This is a genomic window from Altererythrobacter sp. CAU 1644 (assembly GCF_029623755.1).
GTDB lineage: Bacteria > Pseudomonadota > Alphaproteobacteria > Sphingomonadales > Sphingomonadaceae > Erythrobacter > Erythrobacter arenosus.
In genome coordinates this window covers 1,807,295-1,826,389 of record NZ_CP121106.1, presented here as the reverse complement: position 1 = coordinate 1,826,389, position 19,095 = coordinate 1,807,295, and the positions used below count along the sequence as shown (strand labels likewise).

The following is a 19,095-nucleotide window of genomic DNA, read 5'->3' as shown; positions in this document are numbered from 1 at the left end:
ATGCCAAGCATCCAGCCTTCGCACGAGCGGACCCTCGTATCGCTGCTAGCTGGCGCCAGCGTTGCTATGATTGGGGTAACTACAGCAATCTTGTTCTACTCGATCCAGGGTGTCGGGAACTTCTCTCAGGCCGCTGATGACTTGGTCGTCCGCCTGCTCGCAGTATCGAGCACTGCTACAATTCTGGTAATGAGCACACTACACGGTCAGCTTCGTAATCTTTATTCGATGCTTGCGTCGAACAATGAACTCGCCATGGAAGATGCCAGGCGTGATTCGCTGACAGGTGTTGGTAACCGGAAGTTGTTGCTTGAGGAACTCAAGAGTCGCCAGTCGATGCGCTCAAAAGAGAAACGCCATGCTCTCTTTTTCCTCGACCTGGATCAGTTCAAGCGAGTCAACGACACTCTTGGGCACCATGTCGGCGATGGATTGATCCGAGCGGTCGCTGACAGACTTGCCACCCTCGGCAGCGAGGTGGTGGTAACAAGGCTAGGAGGTGATGAGTTCGCGCTCGTCGCGGATGTCGGTAAAGAACGGAACATCGTGACATTTGGCAACGACATCGTTCGTCTTCTCGCCGGCATGTATCAAATTGGGGACACAAACCTGTCCGTCGGAGTCAGTATCGGTGCAACCTACCTCAAGGATGCGATCGACGCTTCGACCGCAATGAGACAGGCTGATATCGCGATGTATGCCGCCAAAGCCGATGGTGGGGGATTTCGAGCATTCGACAAGAGAATGAGCGTGCAGATCGATCGCCGTGCGTTGATTGAACAAAGGCTGGTCGAACTCGTCAAGCGAAACGGAAACAAGGGGGATTCCAAGGCGACGCTCTCCGCGGTTTTTCAGCCAGTGGTCGACATCGACGGAAAGCTTGTAGCGGCTGAAGCTCTGCTGCGCTTCACAGATGACGACATCGGGTCAGTCTCGCCAGAGGAGGTCGTAGCGGTCGCAGAGCAGGCACACTTAATTGGCGATGTCGGTCAGATTATGGCGCGCGCAGCGCTATGCGCAGCCAGAACGATCGGCGATGCGTCAGTGTGCCTAAATGTGAGTCCGATCGAGTTGCTTGATCCGTCATACGCAAAAAATCTCGAATCTATGGCACGGGCCCTTAAGGTCGCTCCAGAGCGGGTCCAGATAGAAATTTCAGAAAGATCCCTACTAGAGCGCGGTGGCGCCGTGGCCGAGACACTTGCCGAGTTGAGGGAGACTGGGTTTGTTCTTTCGGTAGACGACTTTGGCTCCAGCGTGGCGTCGGTCAATCACCTGAGCGATCACGCCGTTTCGATCGTGAAAATCGACGCAAGGCTCGTTCGGAACGCGAAGAAGGCGCGCAGTGTCGCCGTACTGAGCTCGCTTGTGAAACTAGTCAAATCACACGACATCGCAGTAGTCTGCGAAGGTGTCGCCGACAGCGAGGATGAGGCCATCGCATTGGCGACCGGCTGCTCGTTCTTGCAAGGGTTTCATTTCTCCAAACCGATGGAGATAGGCGCACTGGTCGAAGCTTATGTCAAGCCGAGGTTAGCACCCGGAATGCGCAGCGCTGCCTGATCCCCGCCGACCAAGACGTTTCGAGTGCAATTGTGCCTAATCTAGCCCTTTGCAGTGGATATCTGTCACCAGAGGTAGTGCGGGTTTGGACTGCGCTGCTAGGCTTCAATCCATGTCAACGCGCCACAAAGGCCCGCGGGAAAAGCGGGAGATGCCGGGCTTCGAGCTTTCGGTCATTGTGCTTATTTTGATTGTTGGATACGCAATTGGGGCTCATGCTTGGTGGCAAGTCTTGAGCACAAGTTCTTAAATCGAACTTCGGCGGTCATCTGATCGACTTTGCTGGACAACCGATGTTACGCCAGATGTCTTAGGTTTGGCGGCGTATCTTCCCGCAGGACTTGCATGACCGTCCTGGTCGCTTAGACCGGACGACATCGCGCCCTCGAACTACTTGGCAGAATGTTCTATCGAGCATCAAACGACCGGAAAGCGGGTCGAGGAGAGACTAACCGGCAATCTACGTGTGCTGGTAGATTGGTTGAAACGGCCGGTTTGTCTCTTTAGCTTGACTGCAGAAGATCGGCCGACCTTCTACAAAGACCTAAGGTCAAGCCGAAGAGCACAAGAACAAGTTCCTGCGCCTAGTCGAAGGGCTGGTTTCCCCAGCAGAATGCGCGCTTTACCCGCTCTAACTCATCAAATGAAAAGTCTGGGAATCCCCCAATCAGTTGGTCGAAAACTGATACTTTTGCGTCTCTGCAATTGTACTTGAATTCGGCTTCTGACAGGTAGAGCCAGAAATTTTCGTCGCGTATTCGTCGATGTGCCCTCAGATTTCTCCTGACTTTCGCCCAGTACGCTTCGATCGCGTTGTTCTTTACGTTCTTGCTACTCGCTGCATGCTGGATCGGACATGCCGTGATATGGTTCCAGCCGCGGCGAGAGAGCGAAAGATAGGAACGATGGCCGTCAGTTACCAGAATCGATCCCTTTCGAACGAGGCGCTCGATATTTCCCACCAAGGATGGGATCGTACGGTCAGGTACGGTGCCGCATAAGACTTGACCTTCACAAGATAGGCCAAGGACGATCTGTCTATTATAGCGCTCGGGGCGTTCAGTGCTGAAGCACCTGAAGTTGGCTTCATCAATATGGATAAGCTTCCCGGCGCCCCCGATCTGTTCGTGACGGCGATGCAGGGCTATGTGGACTCTGATCAGTTTGCCGATCCGGTATGCCGTATTGAACCTTACCCCCAAATGCCTGGCCAAGAAATGGGTGCGCACACCATGCGTCGAGTTTGCGAAAATTAGCATGGCATAAAACCACATGCGGAGCGGCAAATAGGTCTGGTAGAATATCGTTCCCTTCACAACAGAGACATCCTCGCGGCAGCTGCTGCATCGATAGGCCATTCTTCTTTTCAATCGGAACCAGCGACCGATCGAATCGCAGTGTGGACATGGCGAGTGATCGCCAAATCGGGTCTCGAATAGGTGCTTGATGCATGCATCCTCGGTCGGAAATCGTAGGAAGAACTCCGTCACACTAGTGTGAGTTGTTGATACTAACTTGGGAGGTGTCACTTTGCGCTCTGGATGAAGCTCTTAGCTTCAATCCTGTCGACATCTGCTTTTCCCAGATCGGGGAAGCGGCCGATCAGATCCCAATAGACACTGCTGGGATTACCTATGCGATTGTGCCTAAACTCAAATTCCTTCAAGTAGGTCCAGAGCCTGCCAGTCGTGACGCGCCCAAACTGTCCTTTGAGGTGCAACTTTACATGCGCAACGAACCCTGGCGCCCTGTCTGGGATGGAAGGGTGACGTGCGGAGTTGTCGTGCTCGAACCAAGCCAATGCTGATCGCGCTCCGATGTCACAGAGCACATCAAGAGTTCGGCGGCACGTCGTCACCTGCATCGCCCCTGCATGACCTCTTTGATTGATCGCTTTGAGAATCGAGTGCTGATCCAGATTTTCAACCACGACAGAAACGATCTGTGAAACGTCGGAAAGAAGAACGGCCCAACACGATTTCACTTGTCGTTGAGACGCGCAAGGCTTTGTCGGAAACTCCACAAGCTTCACGAAAAGCCGTTCTCCTTTTCGACCGACGACTCGGTCATTTTCCAAGGCCGCCATGTGCATTCGTATCCGTGCGGCCATTGTGAAGGCGGCAAAGTAGCCAATTCCCAGTTGCCTTTCGAGAAACCGCGTCGCGACACCCTCCTTCGAGTTTGCGAAGAGCAACATTGCATAGAACCATAATTGCAGGGGAATGTATGTCTTGTTTAGCAAGGTCCCAGTCAGGGGCGAGAAGAGTTGTCCGCAAGAATGGATGAGGTATCTCTCGGAACGCTTGCGAAATTTACCGCTCCCTCCGCAAGCTGGACAGACGGGGTCAGCCCCAAACCTTGTTTCGAAAACATGCTGCCAGCAAGCCTGCTCATTTGGAAACCTGCGAAAGAATTCCGGCAGGCTGGTTACCTTGCAACTAGTCCTGTCGCGATGCTGTCCTTTGATCGGACCTCCAATATCGAAGAGCACTTCCTTAGTTTCTTCCTCGCGTAAGCTTGCCCGATGAAGCTCGCTCAGTTTGCATAGTCGAGCGGTAGAACAGTGGTAGCCTTGATGAGTTCCATCGAAAAGCTCGCGCTCACATCAGAGAGCTTAACCTTCTTAATGAGGCGCTTGTAGATGCGATCATAGCCCTCCATGTCCGGTGCAACGACCTTCAGAATATAGTCGATATCGCCTGCCATACGATGAACCTCAATGACCTCGGGAATCTCCGCCAGAACGCCTGCAAACTGAGCCAGCCATCCCTCACTGTGATCGCTCGTCCTGATAAGTACAAACCCGGTAAGTTTGAGGCCGATAGCTTCCGAATCGAGCAGGGCCACGCGACACCGGATCACTCCGGTCTTCTCAAGACTCTTGAGGCGTTTCCAGACAGGCGTCGACGAGATCCCGATTCGATCGGATATCTCAGCGACTGTTGCCGTAGCATCGCGTTGGATAAGCGCGAGCAGGCGTCGGTCAATGTCATCCATATTCACCCCCACGAGGCCGCTACTGTAGAAATTTATTCTACATCTCTAGACAAAGGGGGTGAAAATTGGAAGAGTTTTGCTCTGGAGCTTGTGTTAGGCTTTCGCGAACGGCATCGCGTTGGAGGCAGCCTTGTACAAGCTATTTAGCGAACATCCGGCTACGGTAGGCGAGACATATTTCGAACACCTCTTGGCGGCAGCAAACTTCGGAATTCGAATGATGCTCGCAGGGATCGCCTGCCTGCTTCATGGTGTTTTCCCTTTCCTATTTGTGAAGACCGGAAGCCGCGCTGTCGCGCAGCTACATGAGTCGATGCTCACCAAGCGGGATCGCCGATTACTGGCGACTACTGATGCAGCAACGGCAACGCCGCAACCACCGCGCTCGAGGGATACCGGGCACCGCCTTTCTGTGCCAACGCAACCGTTGAGCCACTCCGCTGGCATCACGAGCCGCCATTAGCGTGATGAAACAGCAATCTAATGCCTTGCCTCGCCAAGCAAGTTACGGGCTAATTTTCGGAAAGCTGGATCGTTAGCGCAAGGCGCCGCCGGCATCTCCATCTGATCTGAGAATTAGTAGAAAGACCCACGTCGCGACGGGACTTGCTGAACCAATGGAGGGCAAGTGCGGAGAATGCGCTCCTTACAGGTCTTGCAAACCAAGCTCGCCTTCGCGTCAGTGGTCTGAGTGGCCTCTGTGGAATCAACCGCGGTCGCCATCGCTCTTTTATCATTTCCGGCAGCCACACTCACCGTTGGCGGCCTTGGCTTCTCATGCTTGAAGGCCAGTTCCACTTTCCAAAGAGATTGAGTTTCTTACATTCAATCATGCCCTTATCCCGAATGGGAATTGACACCTGACCGATTGGCACAAATAATCGCGATGTGTTTTACTCGGGGGTCGAAATGAAAATCCAAGTCTTTGTCGCAGCATTTGTGCTTTCTTCCGGCGCATTCGCTCAGTCGCAGCCTGTCGAGATCAAAGTTGGTCAATTGCAAGCCAAGGCGCAGGCCAACGCGGAGCAGAAGGAGGCGGAAGCCGAAGCTGCCGCGGATATCGAGACCCGCTACTTGCCTGCCAGCACTATGGTTACTGTCACGCCGCGTGCGGAAATCAGTTCCAAGCGCGTTGAGGAAGGGCACCGGGTTCAGTTCGTAGTGGTTGATGATGTTGTTCAGGATGGCGTCGTTGTCATTCCTCGTGGCACTCCTGTTCAGGCGAACATCCCTTGGAAAACGGGGCGCGCCGTTGGCGGGAAGAGCGGCAAGTTTGAAGTCGCGTTCGAAACGATCCGCCTCAATGGCAAGAGTTACGCAATGAGTGGCCAGCATAGGCAGGAAGGACGTGGAAACACCGTTGGAGCCCTACTTGGCACTCTGCTGATCAGCGGTCGCTCGGCAGTCATGTTGCCAGGTCAGATTGTGAATGCCTTCACAGACGAACCTATCCCCTACACCGTTGCCCAATGATCGTTGCCGCACTCGCTCTTGCGATTTGTCCGCCCGGACCCCGCGACAACTGCGTCGTTGATGGGGACACATTTTGGTGGAGCGGCGAGAAGGTTCGCATTGCCGACATCGATGCACCTGAAGTCAACGGCAAGTGCGAGCACGAGCGTAACCTTGCGCTGGAATCGAGGGACCGCCTTGCAGAACTGCTTGGTAACGAGTTTTCGATCCACCGTGAGGGGCAAGACAAATACGGGCGGACCTTGGCCATTGTGAAGGTCTCGGGTCGCTCCGTGGGTGCCCAGCTCGTACGCGAGGGGCTCGCTCGAACGTGGAACGGAAGGCGCGAGGCGTGGTGCTAAGATGAGACCTTGGGGAGACGACGACCTTGAGCCGGAGGGCAAGCTGTGGATGGAGTTTGGCGTGATTGCGGCCATAATGGCCGCTTCGTTGCTCTTTGCGCTCTTTGCGCTGTTCTCATCCTCTCCGGCGAGTGCTCACGGCGGCGGGCTTGCCGCAGATGGCTGCCACAATGACAACAAGAATGGCGGCCGGCATTGCCATCGTGGTTCGAACGCCGACAAGCCGACGCGCACTCCAAGTGGTGAGGTCTACTATCCCAATTGCACAGCAGCGAGAAATGCTGGAGCGGCGCCTGTCAGGCGTGGCCAACCAGGCTACGGCTCACATCTGGATCGTGATGGAGATGGAGTCGGGTGCGAGTAGCGTTCCTTTGTCCGCTGTTGGATTCAGAGTGAGCTGAACTGGTTGAGCGCTTCATGACCAGGAAGTTCTCTTCGCCGTCAAAGTGGCACCTGTAGGGTCGCAATTGGAATGGCGGGTAGCGCGCGAGTGATCCTAGATGCGCTCCTGAGAACGCCCCTCCGCGAGTTGCATTCGGCAAAGACCTCTCACCGACAGAGTGCTGCGCGCGCCGCGCCGGAAATCACCGATGAAATCCCAGCATTCTGTTCTTGACCCAAAGAGATCCGAGATAGTGCCGCTCACGAAGGAAGGTTTGGAAAAAGCAAAAAAGGGGGCCCGACCCCCCCGAAGGAGCCGGACCCTGGCCAAGCGGCCGAGTTCTTCACGGACATGCCAGCAAGCGCACTAGTCTGCTGCCAGCCGGTAGCGCCCCTGCGCGTCGCGGAACCACGGGCAGCTATCGATTTTCCCAAGGTTGCCATCGTTGAGCGTCATGCCAACGTGGCGCTTGTTGTAACCGATAAGAGTTAGTGCGAGGGTGATCAGCGGCCCTTTGGTGATCCCCTCCACGATGCAGGCAGGGATCAGTGCCATGAGACGATCGGAACTCGTCATTGACGAATCCAGCAAACCATCGAAGTCCCTCAGCCGAGCGACTAGAGCTGGGTCAATGGGGAGCGTGTCGTTTGTCATCAAGCGGCCTCTCCCAGCTTGGCAGCCCCCGCCTCGACCGCTGCCATCAGCGTATCGTTGGCTAGGTGCGAGTACCGCATGGTGCTCTGGTGGTCGCCGTGCCCGAGTATTTTGCCGACAGCGAAGAGGTCAACACCCGAGTTGATCATGAAAGACGCGGCACTGTGCCTCAGGTCGTGGATGCGAAGCCCCGGTAGACCCGCCGTCTTGATTGCTGTGGCCCAAGCTTGCTTCAGCCCGCTGTAAGGTTTTCGAGTAAGCGGGTTTGGCACCAACCATGGGCAGCCAGGAATTCTGACCAAACCTTCGAGCACCTTGGCGGCTGGACCAGACAGCGGAACCCGCCGTGCCTTCCCGGTTTTGCTGTCCGGGATCAGCCAAGACCGCCGTTCGAGATCAACGTGCTCCCATCTGGCATGAAGCAGTTCGGACTTCCTCGCGCCGGTGTAGAGCAGCAGGCTGACGATCGCCCACAGCTGCGGGTTGCTCGACCCTTTGCAGGCCTTGAGCAGTCGCCCAGCTTCTTCAGCGGAGAGATAGCGCTCCCGGGCATTATCGAACTTGAAGCGGGGTACGGCTCGAACCGGATTAATCTCCGCGCCAGAGATGTTCCACTGTCGACCCAGTTCGAAGGAGCGGCCCAGCATCATCCGCAGCTTCTCTACGGTGGCAGGGGCGAACTCTTGCCGCTTCTCCGCCAGCCACTTCGAAATCTCCTGCTGCGTGATCTCGTCCAGCCGGTACTTGCCCCACTTTGGAATGAGGTGGGTTCGGAGCACCGCCTCCGTATTCTCGGGACGCTTCTGATAGGTCCGCGCATGGTCGAGGTGCTGCTTCGCAAGCTCGGCGTAGGTCGGGGTTGCTTTCTTCTTCTCCTTTCGTTCGGCTGGGTTTCCGTCGAGTACGACCTCAGACCGGAGCCGCTGGGCTGCCTTCCTGGCTTGGGCAAAGGTGATGTCCTCGAACCGCCCAATCTTCACTTGGCGTTGGCGTTGGTTCGGGTCGATATAGCGCAGGTAGTAGGTTTTTCCTCCGCTGGCGCGGACCTCGAAAACGAAGCCGGTCGTCTCCGTATCCCAGTAGTCTGTCTTCTTTTTGCCGTACTGGCAGGTTGCGGTTTGACAGAAGGCCGCATCAAGCTTGCGCTTGGGCATAACGTAGTTCCTTTATCTGTGATGATCGCGGACCCGGCATTTTCCGGGCCACTGAGGCCGTCTGCGGGGTCCGCGATGGTGGGGCATGGGCGGCACTCAAATCGTGCTCTCTGAGGCCCTCTGGGGACCCTGGGGCAGCACTGAATCTGAGCTCGCGCCCCGCCGGGCGTCGGTGGGTGGAGGGGGTAGCAGTTGCGCCGACCCCGCTCCGAAAATTTGGCAGGGGGAACGGGAGCCCGACGTTTGCCGCCCCTTCCCCCCACCTTAGGTAGGCTCGACTAGTAGATGTCTTCGTCTTCTTGCGGGCAAAAGGCCTCCCAGGCCTGCTCGGTGGTCTTGAGCGGCACCTGCCAGCGCGTGCGTCCATCGACCCGCTTCGGGGGTCCATACCTTTGCCGAAGGATCGCCCCGCACTCTCGGCACTGCGGATTGGTGGGTGAATTAAACCCGATCGCTTGGAGGACCTGCATGGCGGTCATGTAGCGCGGCGCTCCCTTCTCGCGTTCAAGTGCATCGAGCAGCCGCTCTTCGATCACGCTCACCGCCTGGAAACGCTTGTTATGATCTTCGAGCAACTTCTCTTGGGCGGGGCTGAGCCACCACTCTGCGCCATTGTTCACTTCGACCAGTAGCTGCGCAAAGACTTGCTGCATGTCGATTTCGTGCCGGTAGTCGAGCTTGACGACCGGAATGGTCCAAAAGCGGTTGTTGCCGGTTTGATCGATGAGGAAGTGCGGGTCGTTGACGCTGGCCGCGTAAACTGTCTTGCGCTTCATTTCGATCGGCGACTTTGCGTAGGGTAGCCGCAGCTTGTCGCAGCTATTCGTGATGTGCCCCTTTAGCCGGGCCACGTCCTTCTTGAACGAGCTGTCAAGCTCGCCAATTTCCGTGATCCAGTGGCTGACCGCGATGAACACCGAGTCCTTGTTGTGCGGGTCGAGGTGATGGTCGAGCTTGACGAAGTCGCCGGTTAGTCCTGACGGTACCAGCCGCGCTATCCAGCTTGTCTTGCCGCACCCTTGTGGTCCCTGGAAGGTGAGGACACCGCGCGAGCGAAAATCGTCAACGGCTGCAGCGGCCACCGCGCTTCTGAGCCAGTGGTTGATGAGGAGGCACTTGAGGCCGTTGTGAAACTCCTCATCGCACGTGACCGTCTCGTAGAGTGCGCACAGCCGGTCGGTGCCGTCCCACGGCTTGCTCTCGATCCAGTCGCGCACAGGATTGAGCGGGTTGCTCTCTGCGATCTCCTGGATGAAGTCGCCGAACCATGGACTGTTGAGAGAGTTGAGGTTCGCCAGGCCGATGAGGTCGGAGAACTTGAGAGCCTCGCCGTTCCTCGTGAAGCTCTGCCGCTTCTTGATCACGTCGTAGCTAACGTTGACCTTGCACTGTTTGAGCAGCTGCTCGACGTTCTGCTTAGTCGCAGGCAGCTTGGTCGCGCCTTCGGGCGGCTGGTGCGGAAACGCCTCTCGACTGATCCGCTGTGGGAAGGGCTTTTCGCTTCCCCCTTCTTGATTGCTCGCTAACTTATTCATTTCTTGACCTTTCTCACCGTTCTATCGCGGTGCTCGTTCGTTTGTTGTGTTGTTGGCCGGACCATCCGGCGTTTGTGCGCCACTCGGCGGTAGTTTCTGTGCTGAGCCAGTTCTCTGCGCCGGTCTCGGCACTTCAGGCGAGGGAGTCTCACTTGTCTTCCCCCGCAGCCTTGCCGGTCGTTTCCGTAGCGAACCCTTCGCTAAGCTGTTCGGACTGCCGGTTCAGGTAGGTCACGAGGTCGCGCCAGATCTCGGCGATCCAGGCTCCCGTGTTTCGTAGTCTTGTCATTCTTTTCCTTGCTTGGCCGTTTCCTGGGCCATGCTGTGTGGTTGGTGAAAGGAAGCGTTGTGACACTTCCGGTTTCGCTTCTTGCTGGCATTGATGCGGCCAGCGCCGCTCTCACTTTCGAGCGAGCCAATCATTTGGCTTTCTATTCATGCGCCGTGGCTGATCGCGGTCTGTCAAAGAGCCTGACACCTTCGCCGGAGGGCCAGCGCACCTATTCCGGGAGGGCGAAACCGACTGCCTGTCTCCTGCGCCTTCGCGCGTCATCTTACGTCCTGAGCGGCATCTCAAAGGTAGCGGAAACGATAGATCCGAGGTGGATAAATTTGCTTTCCGCATGTCCAAGCTCAACGGGCCTTTCGCCTTGGACATGCGTTTCATTCATGAGGATTTGATGCTAGCTGCTCGCATCCGAATCGAGCGACAGATTGGAAAGGCCGAGCCGATTTGCCCACAGACGAAGACGCAAAAGGAAGGATTGCTCCATGGCGTACGGCAGGCGCCCGACGGTTAGACTTTCAGATTTGGAATTGTTCGTCGCCGCAGTTGAGTGTGCGACTTTTGACGATGCTGCCACGCGAATGGGTTGCCATCAATCAACGGTCACCAACGCAGTCATCAGGCTGGAGACTTGGCTGCACTTCCCCCTGCTAAGTGGTGATCGTCCGAGGGAGTTGTTGCCTACTGGAGAGGAGTTCTTACCAATCGCCCGCCAAACGATTCAGTTGCTCAACGGTGCTCGTAAGGACCCAACGATAGTTCCGCCGCCTCCCCCGCATATCTCCGGAAGTGACATCAAGATTTGACGGCATGGCAGCTATTTCTTTTGTCCGAGGGTGACCCCGGCTGCGACCACCGCCGCCCCAAGAACTAGTCCAGCCAAAGGGTGGCTTGCGAAAGCCCCGATCACGACTAGCCCAAGAATAGCCTTGAGTGTCTCGGCTGGCGCACGAGCCAAGCAGCAGGCGATGTAGAACCACAGCAAGATCACACCAGCTTGCACGGCAAGTCTGAGAGCGACCACGACCATAACCGCTCCCAAGAACCACGTCAGCACCTTCACGCTTTGACCTCGCTTCGGCAAAGGCGCGCAAGCGGTGAGCGCGGATCGTCCTCGACGAGTAGGATATAGGCGAACCCGTCGTTGCCCACCGTGTAGAGCAACTCCCACCAAGCACCGTGGCGTTCGATCCAGTCCCAGTCCGGCTGGCAGCGCTGTTGGTCGATCCGAGAGACAAACGGGGAGAAGCCGATCGCGTCGACAACTGCCGCCTCATCGTCTTCGGCTTCAACGACGAGCACGTGAGTCAGCTCCTGCAGGCCGCAGTGGAGCGTGTCGGCCAGCCGGTCGGCCAGCAGATCGCGCAGCGCTTCGCAGGGTACGGTGGTTGCCGCTTGTTCGAGCGCGGCCATGGTAGGTAGGTTGAGCATGGGTCTTCCTTTCAGGCATGAAAAAGGCGCCCATTGAGGACGCCGCGTGGTTGGTCGCTGTTGGGAGCAACCGTTGGTTTTCTTCGGTTTGTGAATTCGAGGTTGAAGCGAGGACGTGTCCGTTCGACTTCGGTCGGCTAGCTTACCTAGCGGCTGGTCGGGTCCTGCATCGCAGCACCAATCGCCTCGCAGGCGGTGCGCCAGTCGGCACCGGGATAGGGGTTTGTGGGTACGAAGAGCACCAAGCCGGACCCATCGTCCGACAGGATGAAGGTCAGCTCCAACCAGCCATCATGCTGGCTCGCCGTCTCGACTTCGAGCACGAACCTGTTGCCCTCAACCAGCCGCAAGGGACTTACCTTGTTGAGGTCGCCGAGGGTGTCGCCCGGCTGGGCGATGATAAAGATCGCGAGTTCTTCCAGGGCGTATTCGTCCAGATAGTCGCAAAGGGTTTTGCTGCGTGCATCAAGGCGAGTTCGCAGTTTGGTTTCGAGCGGAGAGTCGAGTGCGTACGCCAGCTCCTCCGCTGTGCGAATTACAAGCATCGGGATTTTCCTTTCGGGCAAAGAAAAAGGCCCCCGGAGGTCATCCGAGGGCCCTGTTTGGTGGGGGGAAGGGGCGGCAGAATTTAACGCTTGGGATCGGGCCCGTACGCGTTGTCGCCCTGCTCGCCTTCGATCAGCATGAAAGCCAAGACGACGAAGGGACCGATGTAGGGGATGAGATTAGCAAGAGCGATCCAGCCGGTGCGCCCCTGATCGTGTAGGCGGCGAACTTGAACCGCCACGTAGGGAACGGCGATTGCCAGCAGACCCAAGAGCCAGAGGGCAGTTGCGGCCTGAAAGCCGATCATCACTCCAAGGATCAGGAAGACCAAGGTCGCAATGTTGGCGGCCAGCAAGAACAACCAAAACTCCTTCCGGCACGACCGCCCTGTGAACTGCGCATACCGCCGAAGCGGAAGGAGCACCCAGGCAAGGTAGTCATCTTCGGCTGGTTCGGTGACCGGTTCCCTTATCGGCGGTGCTGACGTCAGGCGTGGCTGCTGCCCCGACAGAAGCTTGGCCTTGGCTTCCTCGAACTCGGTGTCGGAGAGTATGCCGTTGGCCTTCATCTCGTGCAGCTTCTCGATGCTCCGAAGCGCTTTTTCATCAATCATTGCAGTCTCCTGTCCATGCCGGATGTTTTGCCAATGCGGACGCAAAGGCAAGTGAAAATGAGATTCATAGTCCGTAGTATCTTGGACTACATTTCGGTTCAGTCTGGTGGATGGATGTCCGCTGCCGTCTCGCCACGAACATGAAGGCGCTCAGGAAGGAGCGCGGCTGGTCACAGGAAGCCTTGGCCGGAGAGGCCGGGCTTGATCGGACCTACATCAGCGGGATCGAGCGCAAGTTGAAGAACCCGACAGTAACTGTCGTCGAACGAATAGCCAATGCGCTTGGGTGCAAGCTTGGTGACCTGCTCGACTAACCGAGTACCATATAAGATACCCAATTTTGCGCAGCAGCTTTGCGCCCCGATCCAAGACGTAGTTACCCGAAATCTTAGTTCCTGTTAGCGGACGTTCTCTGTGGTCATTCCGGCCAAGGAGAAAGACAATGGCATACACCCAATCCGATTTGGCAGCGCAGAATCGCTTTCCTTGGTATTTCGGTGCGAAGATCGGTTTAAACTGGTTCCACCTGAACCGATCCTTCTTATGGCAAAAATCAAAGCCGCAGTTGCCTCAGTCGGAAAAAACTTCCGGCTTCCTTTGTCCGCGTCTGAAACCTTCTCTGTTGCCTGTGCGTTCATCAAAAATGTAATCCTAAAGGAAGGTGATGAACGCTCCCGGCGTAGCATTATCGGGACTTAACATCTGGGTCGTGGAAGACGATGCCGTGATTGCGCTGTCGATCGAGTATCTGATTGAAGACCAAGGTGGAAGTGCTTTCGGACCAGCAGGCTCGATAACCGACTGCTTCGAACAATTTGCTGCATTCGACGAACTGCCCGATGTGGCTATCTTGGATCTCGATCTTCGAGGGCAAGAGTCGATGCCGATTGCGAAGCTCTTGCAACGAAAAGGCGTACCCTTCCTTTTCTATACTGGGCACGGCCAAACCGACGCGCTCATAGCGCAGTTCGGAGAAATCCCTGTTTGCATCAAGCCGGTCTCAGAGCAGGAACTTGTCCAAGCGCTGTGCAAACTCTGTTCACGCTCTGCCAAACATGGCCGCTCCACCTACTGAGTATCATTGGATTTGGGCAGTTAAATGGATTTTCGAACCGCAACATTTCGATGATTGCATCACCGATATCTGCGCGCAAAATTAGCCATTCGGCAGTTCGATCCTCGCCTTGATCCCTTCGGGCTCCCAGTCGAACTTAATTGAGCCACCGACACGCTCAAGTAGTCGTGTTATTAAATTAGACCCGCTGCTTCGACTCGACTTCTCGACCGAGGGTCCCTCGCTCTCTCGCCAAAGCATCTCGACAATTTTCCCGCTGTCGTTTGCGCTCCATGTAATGTCTATCTTGCCATACTCGCAGCTCAACGCGCCATACTTAGCCGAGTTCGTTGCGAGTTCATGAAGTGCCAGTGAGAGGGGAGAGAGCACGTGCCGAGAAAGCACGATACTGGCGCCTCTAATCGAGACCTGATGCGGGTCAGGGGCATAATTGCGCACGATACTGTCGCAAAGCTCCGACGTTGACGCAGGTGTATCACCGTCTTTTGTCAGCGTCGCAATATGCGCCAATGATAAGGCTTCAAGCCTTCCAACCGACAATTCAGCAAACTCGTCCATGTCATCTGTATAGCGGGCGGTCGTCCGCATGATCGAGCTCATCACAGTGACGAGGTTCTTCATGCGATGCGCGACTTCGGCATTTGCGAGCCTTTGAATTTCCGATTCCTCAGCCCGCTGAGAGGTGACATCAATTTGCGAGCCGAACATCAGCACTGTTTCACCGTCCTGATCTATGACCGGTCCTATCTGGAGGGAATTAACGAACTCTGTTCCATCTTTGCGATAGTTCACGATGTCGACGGTCGACATGCTCTTTCCGGCAACCATCCTTCGAACAGCGATCACACTTTCCTGGGTCGTGTTGGGTCCTTGTAGAAACCTGCAGTTTCGACCAAGCACTTCCTCTTCCTCGTAACCTGTAAGCTCGAGGAACGCTCGATTAACGTAGATAATCGGATTGTCGGGTTGTTCTGGATCAGTCACACACAGGGCGAGACGCACGGATTGTAAGACCATGTCCAGATTCAGCGAATCAATAAGCTTTTTGCGAGTCGCTTCACTCACGATTCCGCCCCCAACCCTCGGCCTCTTTTCTTCTAACACTAGATCATGAAGGCGCCAAACATGCTGTCGTTAGGACTGCCTGTCCGCATTCGCTCTCTGGGATCGCGAGCTACTGATCCGTATTGATCTCTGACTGTGCTCAAGTACTTGAACTGCTCCTAGGACGCCCTCCGAATCAGGTTCGTAAACGCTTGTGAGTGGGAATTGGATGTCGGTTATGACACAGGATGCGAATGGCTAAAGAACCAGCTTTCAGCCTTTCGGGCCTTTCCATCTGGATCGACGGACGTCAGTTCCCAGGAAGCAACGACTATTGGGACGCCAACTGGTTGAACTTGCGAGTGCAGATGCAAGCCGAAGGTGCCACCGTCAAATGCAGCGGTGCGATCCTAATGACGACTGACTTTGAGAGATTTCGGTCAGATTTGAGGGAGCTGCACAAGAATCTGAAGGGCTATGCGCAGCTTGCCGGACACGAACCCGAACTGAAGCTCATTTTGACGGCAGAGCAGCTCGGACAGATAAACGTAGCGGTCGAAGTCACTCCGGATCACCTAAGCCAATTCCATCGTTTCGAATTAGGTCTCGACCAATCATATCTACCTGGCCTCCTCCACTCTCTGGACCGTATCTTGGTCGAGTTCCCAGTCCTCCATGCTGAAAACTGAACGTTGGCAAGGAGGTCGGAAGCGGACAGTTCAATAATTGATGTGCTATATGGCTATCGACACAACATAGCCTCGGAGAAGCAGACCGTGCCTGATCATGTATACAAAACCATCGAGATTGTAGGAAGTTCGACTAAGTCCATCGAGGACGCAACGCGAGGCGCAATTGCCAAGGCTGGCGAGACCGTACGAAACATGAGTTGGTTTGAAGTAATCGAAACGCGAGGGCATATCGAAGACGGACGCGTGGGCCATTTTCAGGTCACCCTGAAAATTGGTTTCACCCTCGACTGAGGCAGGATTCGGCCCAATTTCAACCGGTCCGCTACGCGCCCCGATTCCGGACGTTCAGGCTTTCCCTGCGGATGCCTGAAAGCGGGCCGGCAGCTTTGCTCCGGTAATGAGCATCGCGAATGTCCGATTATGGGTGAATAGCGGACACCAGTGATCGCGCAAATCAATGCGCTCCTATGTGGCCCTAGGGGCGCCGCGCCATTCCATCGATGATCGGGCAATCCGGCCGAGCATCGCCAACGCAGTGCTCGGCCAGATGGAGCAGGCTCTGACGCATCGCCGACAGAGCCTCGGCCTTGCGCCCGAGTTCGTCCGCTTTCGCCAGCGCGAGGGCTTTCACCTCCGCGCTAGTGCGATATTCGTTGCTCCACAGATCTAGCAGGTCACCGATTTCCGTCATGGCGAACCCCAGGTCGCGGGCATTGGCAATGAAGACGAGGCGCTGCACGTCGCTGTCCGTATAGTCGCGATAGCCGCTGTCCCGGCGCAGCGGCGCCGGGATCAGCCCTATCTTCTCGTAATGGCGGATCATGCGTTGCGAAACGCCCGATGCCCTAGATGCCTGCCCGATGTTCACAGCCGGGCCGCCTTCAGCCGCAGCGCGTTGCCTATCACGCTTACAGAGGACAGCGACATGGCCGCTGCGGCGATGATCGGCGACAGCAGGATACCGAAGTGCGGATACAGGATGCCTGCCGCAATCGGCACGCCCAGCGCGTTGTAGCCGAAGGCGAAGACCAGGTTCTGGCGAATGTTCGACATTGTCCGTTTGCTCAGCACGCGCGCCCGGACGATGCCGGTGAGTTCGCCGCTGAGCAAGGTTACGCCGGCACTCTCGATGGCCACGTCGGTCCCGCTGCCCATGGCGATGCCGACATCAGCCGCCGCGAGTGCGGGCGCGTCGTTCACGCCGTCTCCGGCCATTGCGACGACCCTGCCTTGGGCACGCAGGGATTCGATGACCACCTTCTTTCGATCGGGCAGCACGTCGGCCTCCACCTTGTCGATTCCGAGTCCGTGCGCAACGGCCAGTGCCGTCGTGCGGTTGTCGCCGGTCAGCATGACCAGTTCGATGCCCTCGGCCTTCAGCGCCGTAATGGCTTCGGGCGTCGTTGGCTTCACCGGGTCGGCAATCGCGATCACGCCGCCAGGCTTGCCGTCGACGGCAACCAGCACAGCAGTCGCGCCGGTTTCGCGCAGCCGGTCGGCCTGTTCGGAAAGGTCCGTCGCCGCAATGCCATGCTCTGACAGGAAGTTGGCATTGCCGATCAATACGGCATGACCGTCAACCTTCGCCAGTACACCCTTGCCGGTGGGCGAATCGAAGTCGGTCGCGGCAGGAATGGTGATCGCTCGCCGTTCTGCTTCGTTGACGATGGCCTGTGCCAGCGGGTGCTCGGATGCATTCTCCACGCCTGCGGCAAGCCGCAGCAGGTCGTCCGTGGACAAGACACCAGCAGTCTCGATGGCGACCACCGAAGGCTTGCCTTCGGTCAGCGTGCCGGTCTTATCGACCACTAGCGTGTCGACCTTTTCGAGCCGCTCCAGGGCTTCGGCGTTCTTGACCAGCAGGCCCAGTTCGGCACCGCGACCGACACCGACCATGATCGACATGGGCGTGGCCAGGCCGAGCGCACAAGGGCAGGCGATGATCAGCACGGCCACTGCTGCGACGAGCCCGTGGGCCAGCCGCGGCTCGGGTCCGAACACGGTCCAGGCGACGAAGGCAGAAACCGCCACCAGCAGGATCACCGGCACGAACCAGCCAGCGACCTGGTCGGCCAGCCGCTGGATCGGTGCGCGTGAGCGCTGCGCCTGCGCCACCATCTGCACGATCCGGGAGAGCAGGGTATCGCGCCCCACCTTCTCGGCGATCATCACCAGCGAGCCAGTTCCGTTGATGGTGCCACCGATGACGGAGTCGCCGACAGTCTTGGACACCGGCATGGACTCGCCGGTCACCATCGCTTCGTCGACCGCCGAGGAACCTTCCCAAACCGTGCCGTCGACAGGAATTTTCTCGCCGGGACGGATGCGCAGTACGTCGCCGATCACCAGTTCGTCCAGCGACACTTCCTCGTCGCCATGTTCGCCAACCCTTCGGGCAGTACGCGGGGCAAGGCCCAGAAGCGCCTTGAGCGCGTCTGACGTGCGTTCGCGAGCGCGCAGTTCCAGTACCTGCCCCAGCAGCACCAACACGGTGATTACCGCGGCTGCCTCGAAATACACCGCAACCGACCCATCGTGGGCGCGGAAGGCTGCTGGGAACAGTTGCGGCGCGAGCAGCGCCACCGTGCTGTAGGTCCAGGCGACGCCCGTCCCCAGCGCGATCAGGGTGAACATGTTGAGGTTGCGCGTGCGGATAGAATCGGCGGCGCGCCGGAAGAACGGCCAGCCGGCCCACAGCACCACCGGCGTCGCCAGCGCGAACTGGAGCCATGAGGATACCGGCATGGGCACAAGCTGATGAATGGCCGCGAACAGGTGCCCGCCCATCTCCAGCACGAAGACCGGCAACGTCAGCACGAGGCCGATCCAGAACCGCAGCGTCATATCTTGCAGTTCCTCGTTCGGGCCCGCATCGGGATCGAACATCTCGGGTTCCAGCGCCATGCCGCAGATCGGGCAGGAGCCAGGGTGGTCTTGCCGCACCTCCGGGTGCATCGGGCAGGTCCACATGGTCCCTTCGGGCACGGCTTCGGGCTCGGTCGGGGCGTCGCCCAACCAGCGGTCGGGCTCTGTTACAAACCGTTCGCGGCAGCGCGCGCTGCAGAAATGATACGCCTGCCCGTCGTGTTCGGCGTGATGGGCGGTCGTGGCTGGGTCCACGGTCATCCCGCAGACGGGATCGGTCACCAGTGTGTCGTGGTGATCGGTGTGGGCGTGACCGCCGTGGTTATGGTGACATTCGTGGTGTTCATGCATCGGCTTTCTCCTTGGCCGATGCGACATATGAACCCTGACACGATGTCAGGGTCAAGCCGCAAATTCGGAAGACAGACCGGTTTCGTCGCAGGA

Annotated in this window: 24 protein-coding genes; 11 read left to right on the top strand and 13 right to left on the bottom strand. The window is 57.3% G+C overall.

Going from position 1 to position 19,095, the window contains the following annotated elements; translation table 11 throughout:
- Nucleotides 1-1,563 carry a putative bifunctional diguanylate cyclase/phosphodiesterase gene (locus P7228_RS09100; protein WP_278014924.1) on the top strand — a complete coding sequence of 521 codons (1,563 nt, stop codon included), beginning with the start codon at nucleotides 1-3 and terminating at the stop codon, nucleotides 1,561-1,563.
- Between the two features lie 584 nt (nucleotides 1,564-2,147).
- Here the strand turns inward: P7228_RS09100 and P7228_RS09095 are convergent.
- The 3 genes from P7228_RS09095 to P7228_RS09085 all read right to left on the bottom strand — a co-directional run bounded on the left by P7228_RS09095 (nucleotide 2,148) and on the right by P7228_RS09085 (nucleotide 4,560).
- Nucleotides 2,148-3,053, bottom strand: coding sequence for an IS1595 family transposase (locus P7228_RS09095; RefSeq protein WP_278014923.1), 906 nt, complete (start codon nucleotides 3,051-3,053; stop codon nucleotides 2,148-2,150).
- A gap of 35 nt (nucleotides 3,054-3,088) precedes the next feature.
- Complete coding sequence (locus tag P7228_RS09090; protein WP_278014922.1) at nucleotides 3,089-3,760, bottom strand: hypothetical protein; 672 nt, start codon at nucleotides 3,758-3,760, stop codon at nucleotides 3,089-3,091.
- 338 nt (nucleotides 3,761-4,098) lie between these two features.
- A complete protein-coding gene (locus P7228_RS09085; RefSeq protein ID WP_278014921.1) occupies nucleotides 4,099-4,560 on the bottom strand; it encodes an Lrp/AsnC family transcriptional regulator in 462 nt (153 codons plus the stop codon).
- Between the two features lie 118 nt (nucleotides 4,561-4,678).
- Here P7228_RS09085 and P7228_RS09080 point away from each other — a divergent pair, with 118 nt between their 5' ends.
- From P7228_RS09080 to P7228_RS09065, 4 genes are all read left to right on the top strand, one after another.
- The gene (locus P7228_RS09080) at nucleotides 4,679-5,023 is read left to right on the top strand and encodes a DUF6356 family protein (protein WP_347402833.1); all 345 of its coding nucleotides are present in this window, start codon (nucleotides 4,679-4,681) and stop codon (nucleotides 5,021-5,023) included.
- Nucleotides 5,024-5,469: 446 nt separating this feature from the next.
- The gene (locus P7228_RS09075; protein ID WP_278014919.1) at nucleotides 5,470-6,033 is read left to right on the top strand and encodes a hypothetical protein; all 564 of its coding nucleotides are present in this window, start codon (nucleotides 5,470-5,472) and stop codon (nucleotides 6,031-6,033) included.
- A complete protein-coding gene (locus P7228_RS09070; RefSeq protein ID WP_278014918.1) occupies nucleotides 6,030-6,374 on the top strand; it encodes a thermonuclease family protein in 345 nt (114 codons plus the stop codon). Before P7228_RS09075 ends, P7228_RS09070 begins: the two co-directional genes overlap by 4 nt.
- A gap of 1 nt (nucleotide 6,375) precedes the next feature.
- Nucleotides 6,376-6,738, top strand: a complete 363-nt coding sequence (locus tag P7228_RS09065) for an excalibur calcium-binding domain-containing protein (protein WP_347402832.1) — start codon at nucleotides 6,376-6,378, stop codon at nucleotides 6,736-6,738.
- Nucleotides 6,739-7,122: 384 nt separating this feature from the next.
- Here P7228_RS09065 and P7228_RS09060 read toward each other — a convergent pair whose 3' ends face one another.
- The 4 genes from P7228_RS09060 to P7228_RS09045 form a co-directional block, all read right to left on the bottom strand.
- Nucleotides 7,123-7,332 carry a hypothetical protein gene (locus P7228_RS09060; protein WP_278014917.1) on the bottom strand — a complete coding sequence of 70 codons (210 nt, stop codon included), beginning with the start codon at nucleotides 7,330-7,332 and terminating at the stop codon, nucleotides 7,123-7,125.
- Nucleotides 7,333-7,409: 77 nt separating this feature from the next.
- Nucleotides 7,410-8,564, bottom strand: coding sequence for a site-specific integrase (locus tag P7228_RS09055; protein WP_278014916.1), 1,155 nt, complete (start codon nucleotides 8,562-8,564; stop codon nucleotides 7,410-7,412).
- Between the two features lie 278 nt (nucleotides 8,565-8,842).
- Nucleotides 8,843-10,099, bottom strand: a complete 1,257-nt coding sequence (locus P7228_RS09050) for a VapE domain-containing protein (protein WP_278014915.1) — start codon at nucleotides 10,097-10,099, stop codon at nucleotides 8,843-8,845.
- A gap of 148 nt (nucleotides 10,100-10,247) precedes the next feature.
- Nucleotides 10,248-10,388, bottom strand: coding sequence for a hypothetical protein (locus tag P7228_RS09045; protein ID WP_278014914.1), 141 nt, complete (start codon nucleotides 10,386-10,388; stop codon nucleotides 10,248-10,250).
- A 482-nt stretch (nucleotides 10,389-10,870) separates the two neighbouring features.
- On the opposite strand from P7228_RS09045, the gene P7228_RS16110 reads away from it, so the two are divergent.
- A complete protein-coding gene (locus P7228_RS16110; protein ID WP_430732469.1) occupies nucleotides 10,871-11,191 on the top strand; it encodes a LysR family transcriptional regulator in 321 nt (106 codons plus the stop codon).
- Nucleotides 11,192-11,444: 253 nt separating this feature from the next.
- On the opposite strand, the gene P7228_RS09040 is transcribed toward P7228_RS16110, so the two are convergent.
- From P7228_RS09040 to P7228_RS09030, 3 genes are all read right to left on the bottom strand, one after another.
- Nucleotides 11,445-11,816 (bottom strand): hypothetical protein, encoded by a 372-nt coding sequence (locus tag P7228_RS09040; RefSeq protein WP_278014913.1) that lies wholly within the window; start codon nucleotides 11,814-11,816, stop codon nucleotides 11,445-11,447.
- A 146-nt stretch (nucleotides 11,817-11,962) separates the two neighbouring features.
- A complete protein-coding gene (locus P7228_RS09035) occupies nucleotides 11,963-12,361 on the bottom strand; it encodes a hypothetical protein (RefSeq protein ID WP_278014912.1) in 399 nt (132 codons plus the stop codon).
- A gap of 83 nt (nucleotides 12,362-12,444) precedes the next feature.
- Nucleotides 12,445-12,975: a DUF805 domain-containing protein gene (locus tag P7228_RS09030; RefSeq protein WP_278014911.1), complete on the bottom strand. Its 531-nt coding sequence runs from the start codon at nucleotides 12,973-12,975 to the stop codon at nucleotides 12,445-12,447.
- 110 nt (nucleotides 12,976-13,085) lie between these two features.
- Between P7228_RS09030 and P7228_RS09025 the strand changes: the two genes are divergently transcribed.
- From P7228_RS09025 to P7228_RS09015, 3 genes are all read left to right on the top strand, one after another.
- Nucleotides 13,086-13,289 (top strand): helix-turn-helix domain-containing protein, encoded by a 204-nt coding sequence (locus tag P7228_RS09025; RefSeq protein ID WP_278014910.1) that lies wholly within the window; start codon nucleotides 13,086-13,088, stop codon nucleotides 13,287-13,289.
- Between the two features lie 128 nt (nucleotides 13,290-13,417).
- The gene (locus P7228_RS09020) at nucleotides 13,418-13,624 is read left to right on the top strand and encodes a hypothetical protein (protein WP_278014909.1); all 207 of its coding nucleotides are present in this window, start codon (nucleotides 13,418-13,420) and stop codon (nucleotides 13,622-13,624) included.
- A gap of 15 nt (nucleotides 13,625-13,639) precedes the next feature.
- Complete coding sequence (locus P7228_RS09015; protein ID WP_278014908.1) at nucleotides 13,640-14,050, top strand: response regulator; 411 nt, start codon at nucleotides 13,640-13,642, stop codon at nucleotides 14,048-14,050.
- 81 nt (nucleotides 14,051-14,131) lie between these two features.
- On the opposite strand, the gene P7228_RS09010 is transcribed toward P7228_RS09015, so the two are convergent.
- Complete coding sequence (locus P7228_RS09010) at nucleotides 14,132-15,115, bottom strand: PAS domain-containing protein (protein WP_278014907.1); 984 nt, start codon at nucleotides 15,113-15,115, stop codon at nucleotides 14,132-14,134.
- Between the two features lie 233 nt (nucleotides 15,116-15,348).
- On the opposite strand from P7228_RS09010, the gene P7228_RS09005 reads away from it, so the two are divergent.
- On the top strand, nucleotides 15,349-15,783 hold the full coding sequence (locus P7228_RS09005) for a WapI family immunity protein (protein ID WP_278014906.1): 435 nt from the start codon (nucleotides 15,349-15,351) through the stop codon (nucleotides 15,781-15,783).
- An 87-nt stretch (nucleotides 15,784-15,870) separates the two neighbouring features.
- Nucleotides 15,871-16,077: a dodecin gene (locus tag P7228_RS09000; protein WP_278014905.1), complete on the top strand. Its 207-nt coding sequence runs from the start codon at nucleotides 15,871-15,873 to the stop codon at nucleotides 16,075-16,077.
- 184 nt (nucleotides 16,078-16,261) lie between these two features.
- On the opposite strand, the gene cueR is transcribed toward P7228_RS09000, so the two are convergent.
- Complete coding sequence (gene cueR / locus P7228_RS08995) at nucleotides 16,262-16,654, bottom strand: Cu(I)-responsive transcriptional regulator (protein WP_278014904.1); 393 nt, start codon at nucleotides 16,652-16,654, stop codon at nucleotides 16,262-16,264.
- Nucleotides 16,651-19,002 (bottom strand): heavy metal translocating P-type ATPase, encoded by a 2,352-nt coding sequence (locus P7228_RS08990; RefSeq protein ID WP_278014903.1) that lies wholly within the window; start codon nucleotides 19,000-19,002, stop codon nucleotides 16,651-16,653. The genes cueR and P7228_RS08990 overlap by 4 nt, the downstream gene beginning before the upstream one ends.
- Nucleotides 19,003-19,095: the final 93 nt, after the last annotated feature.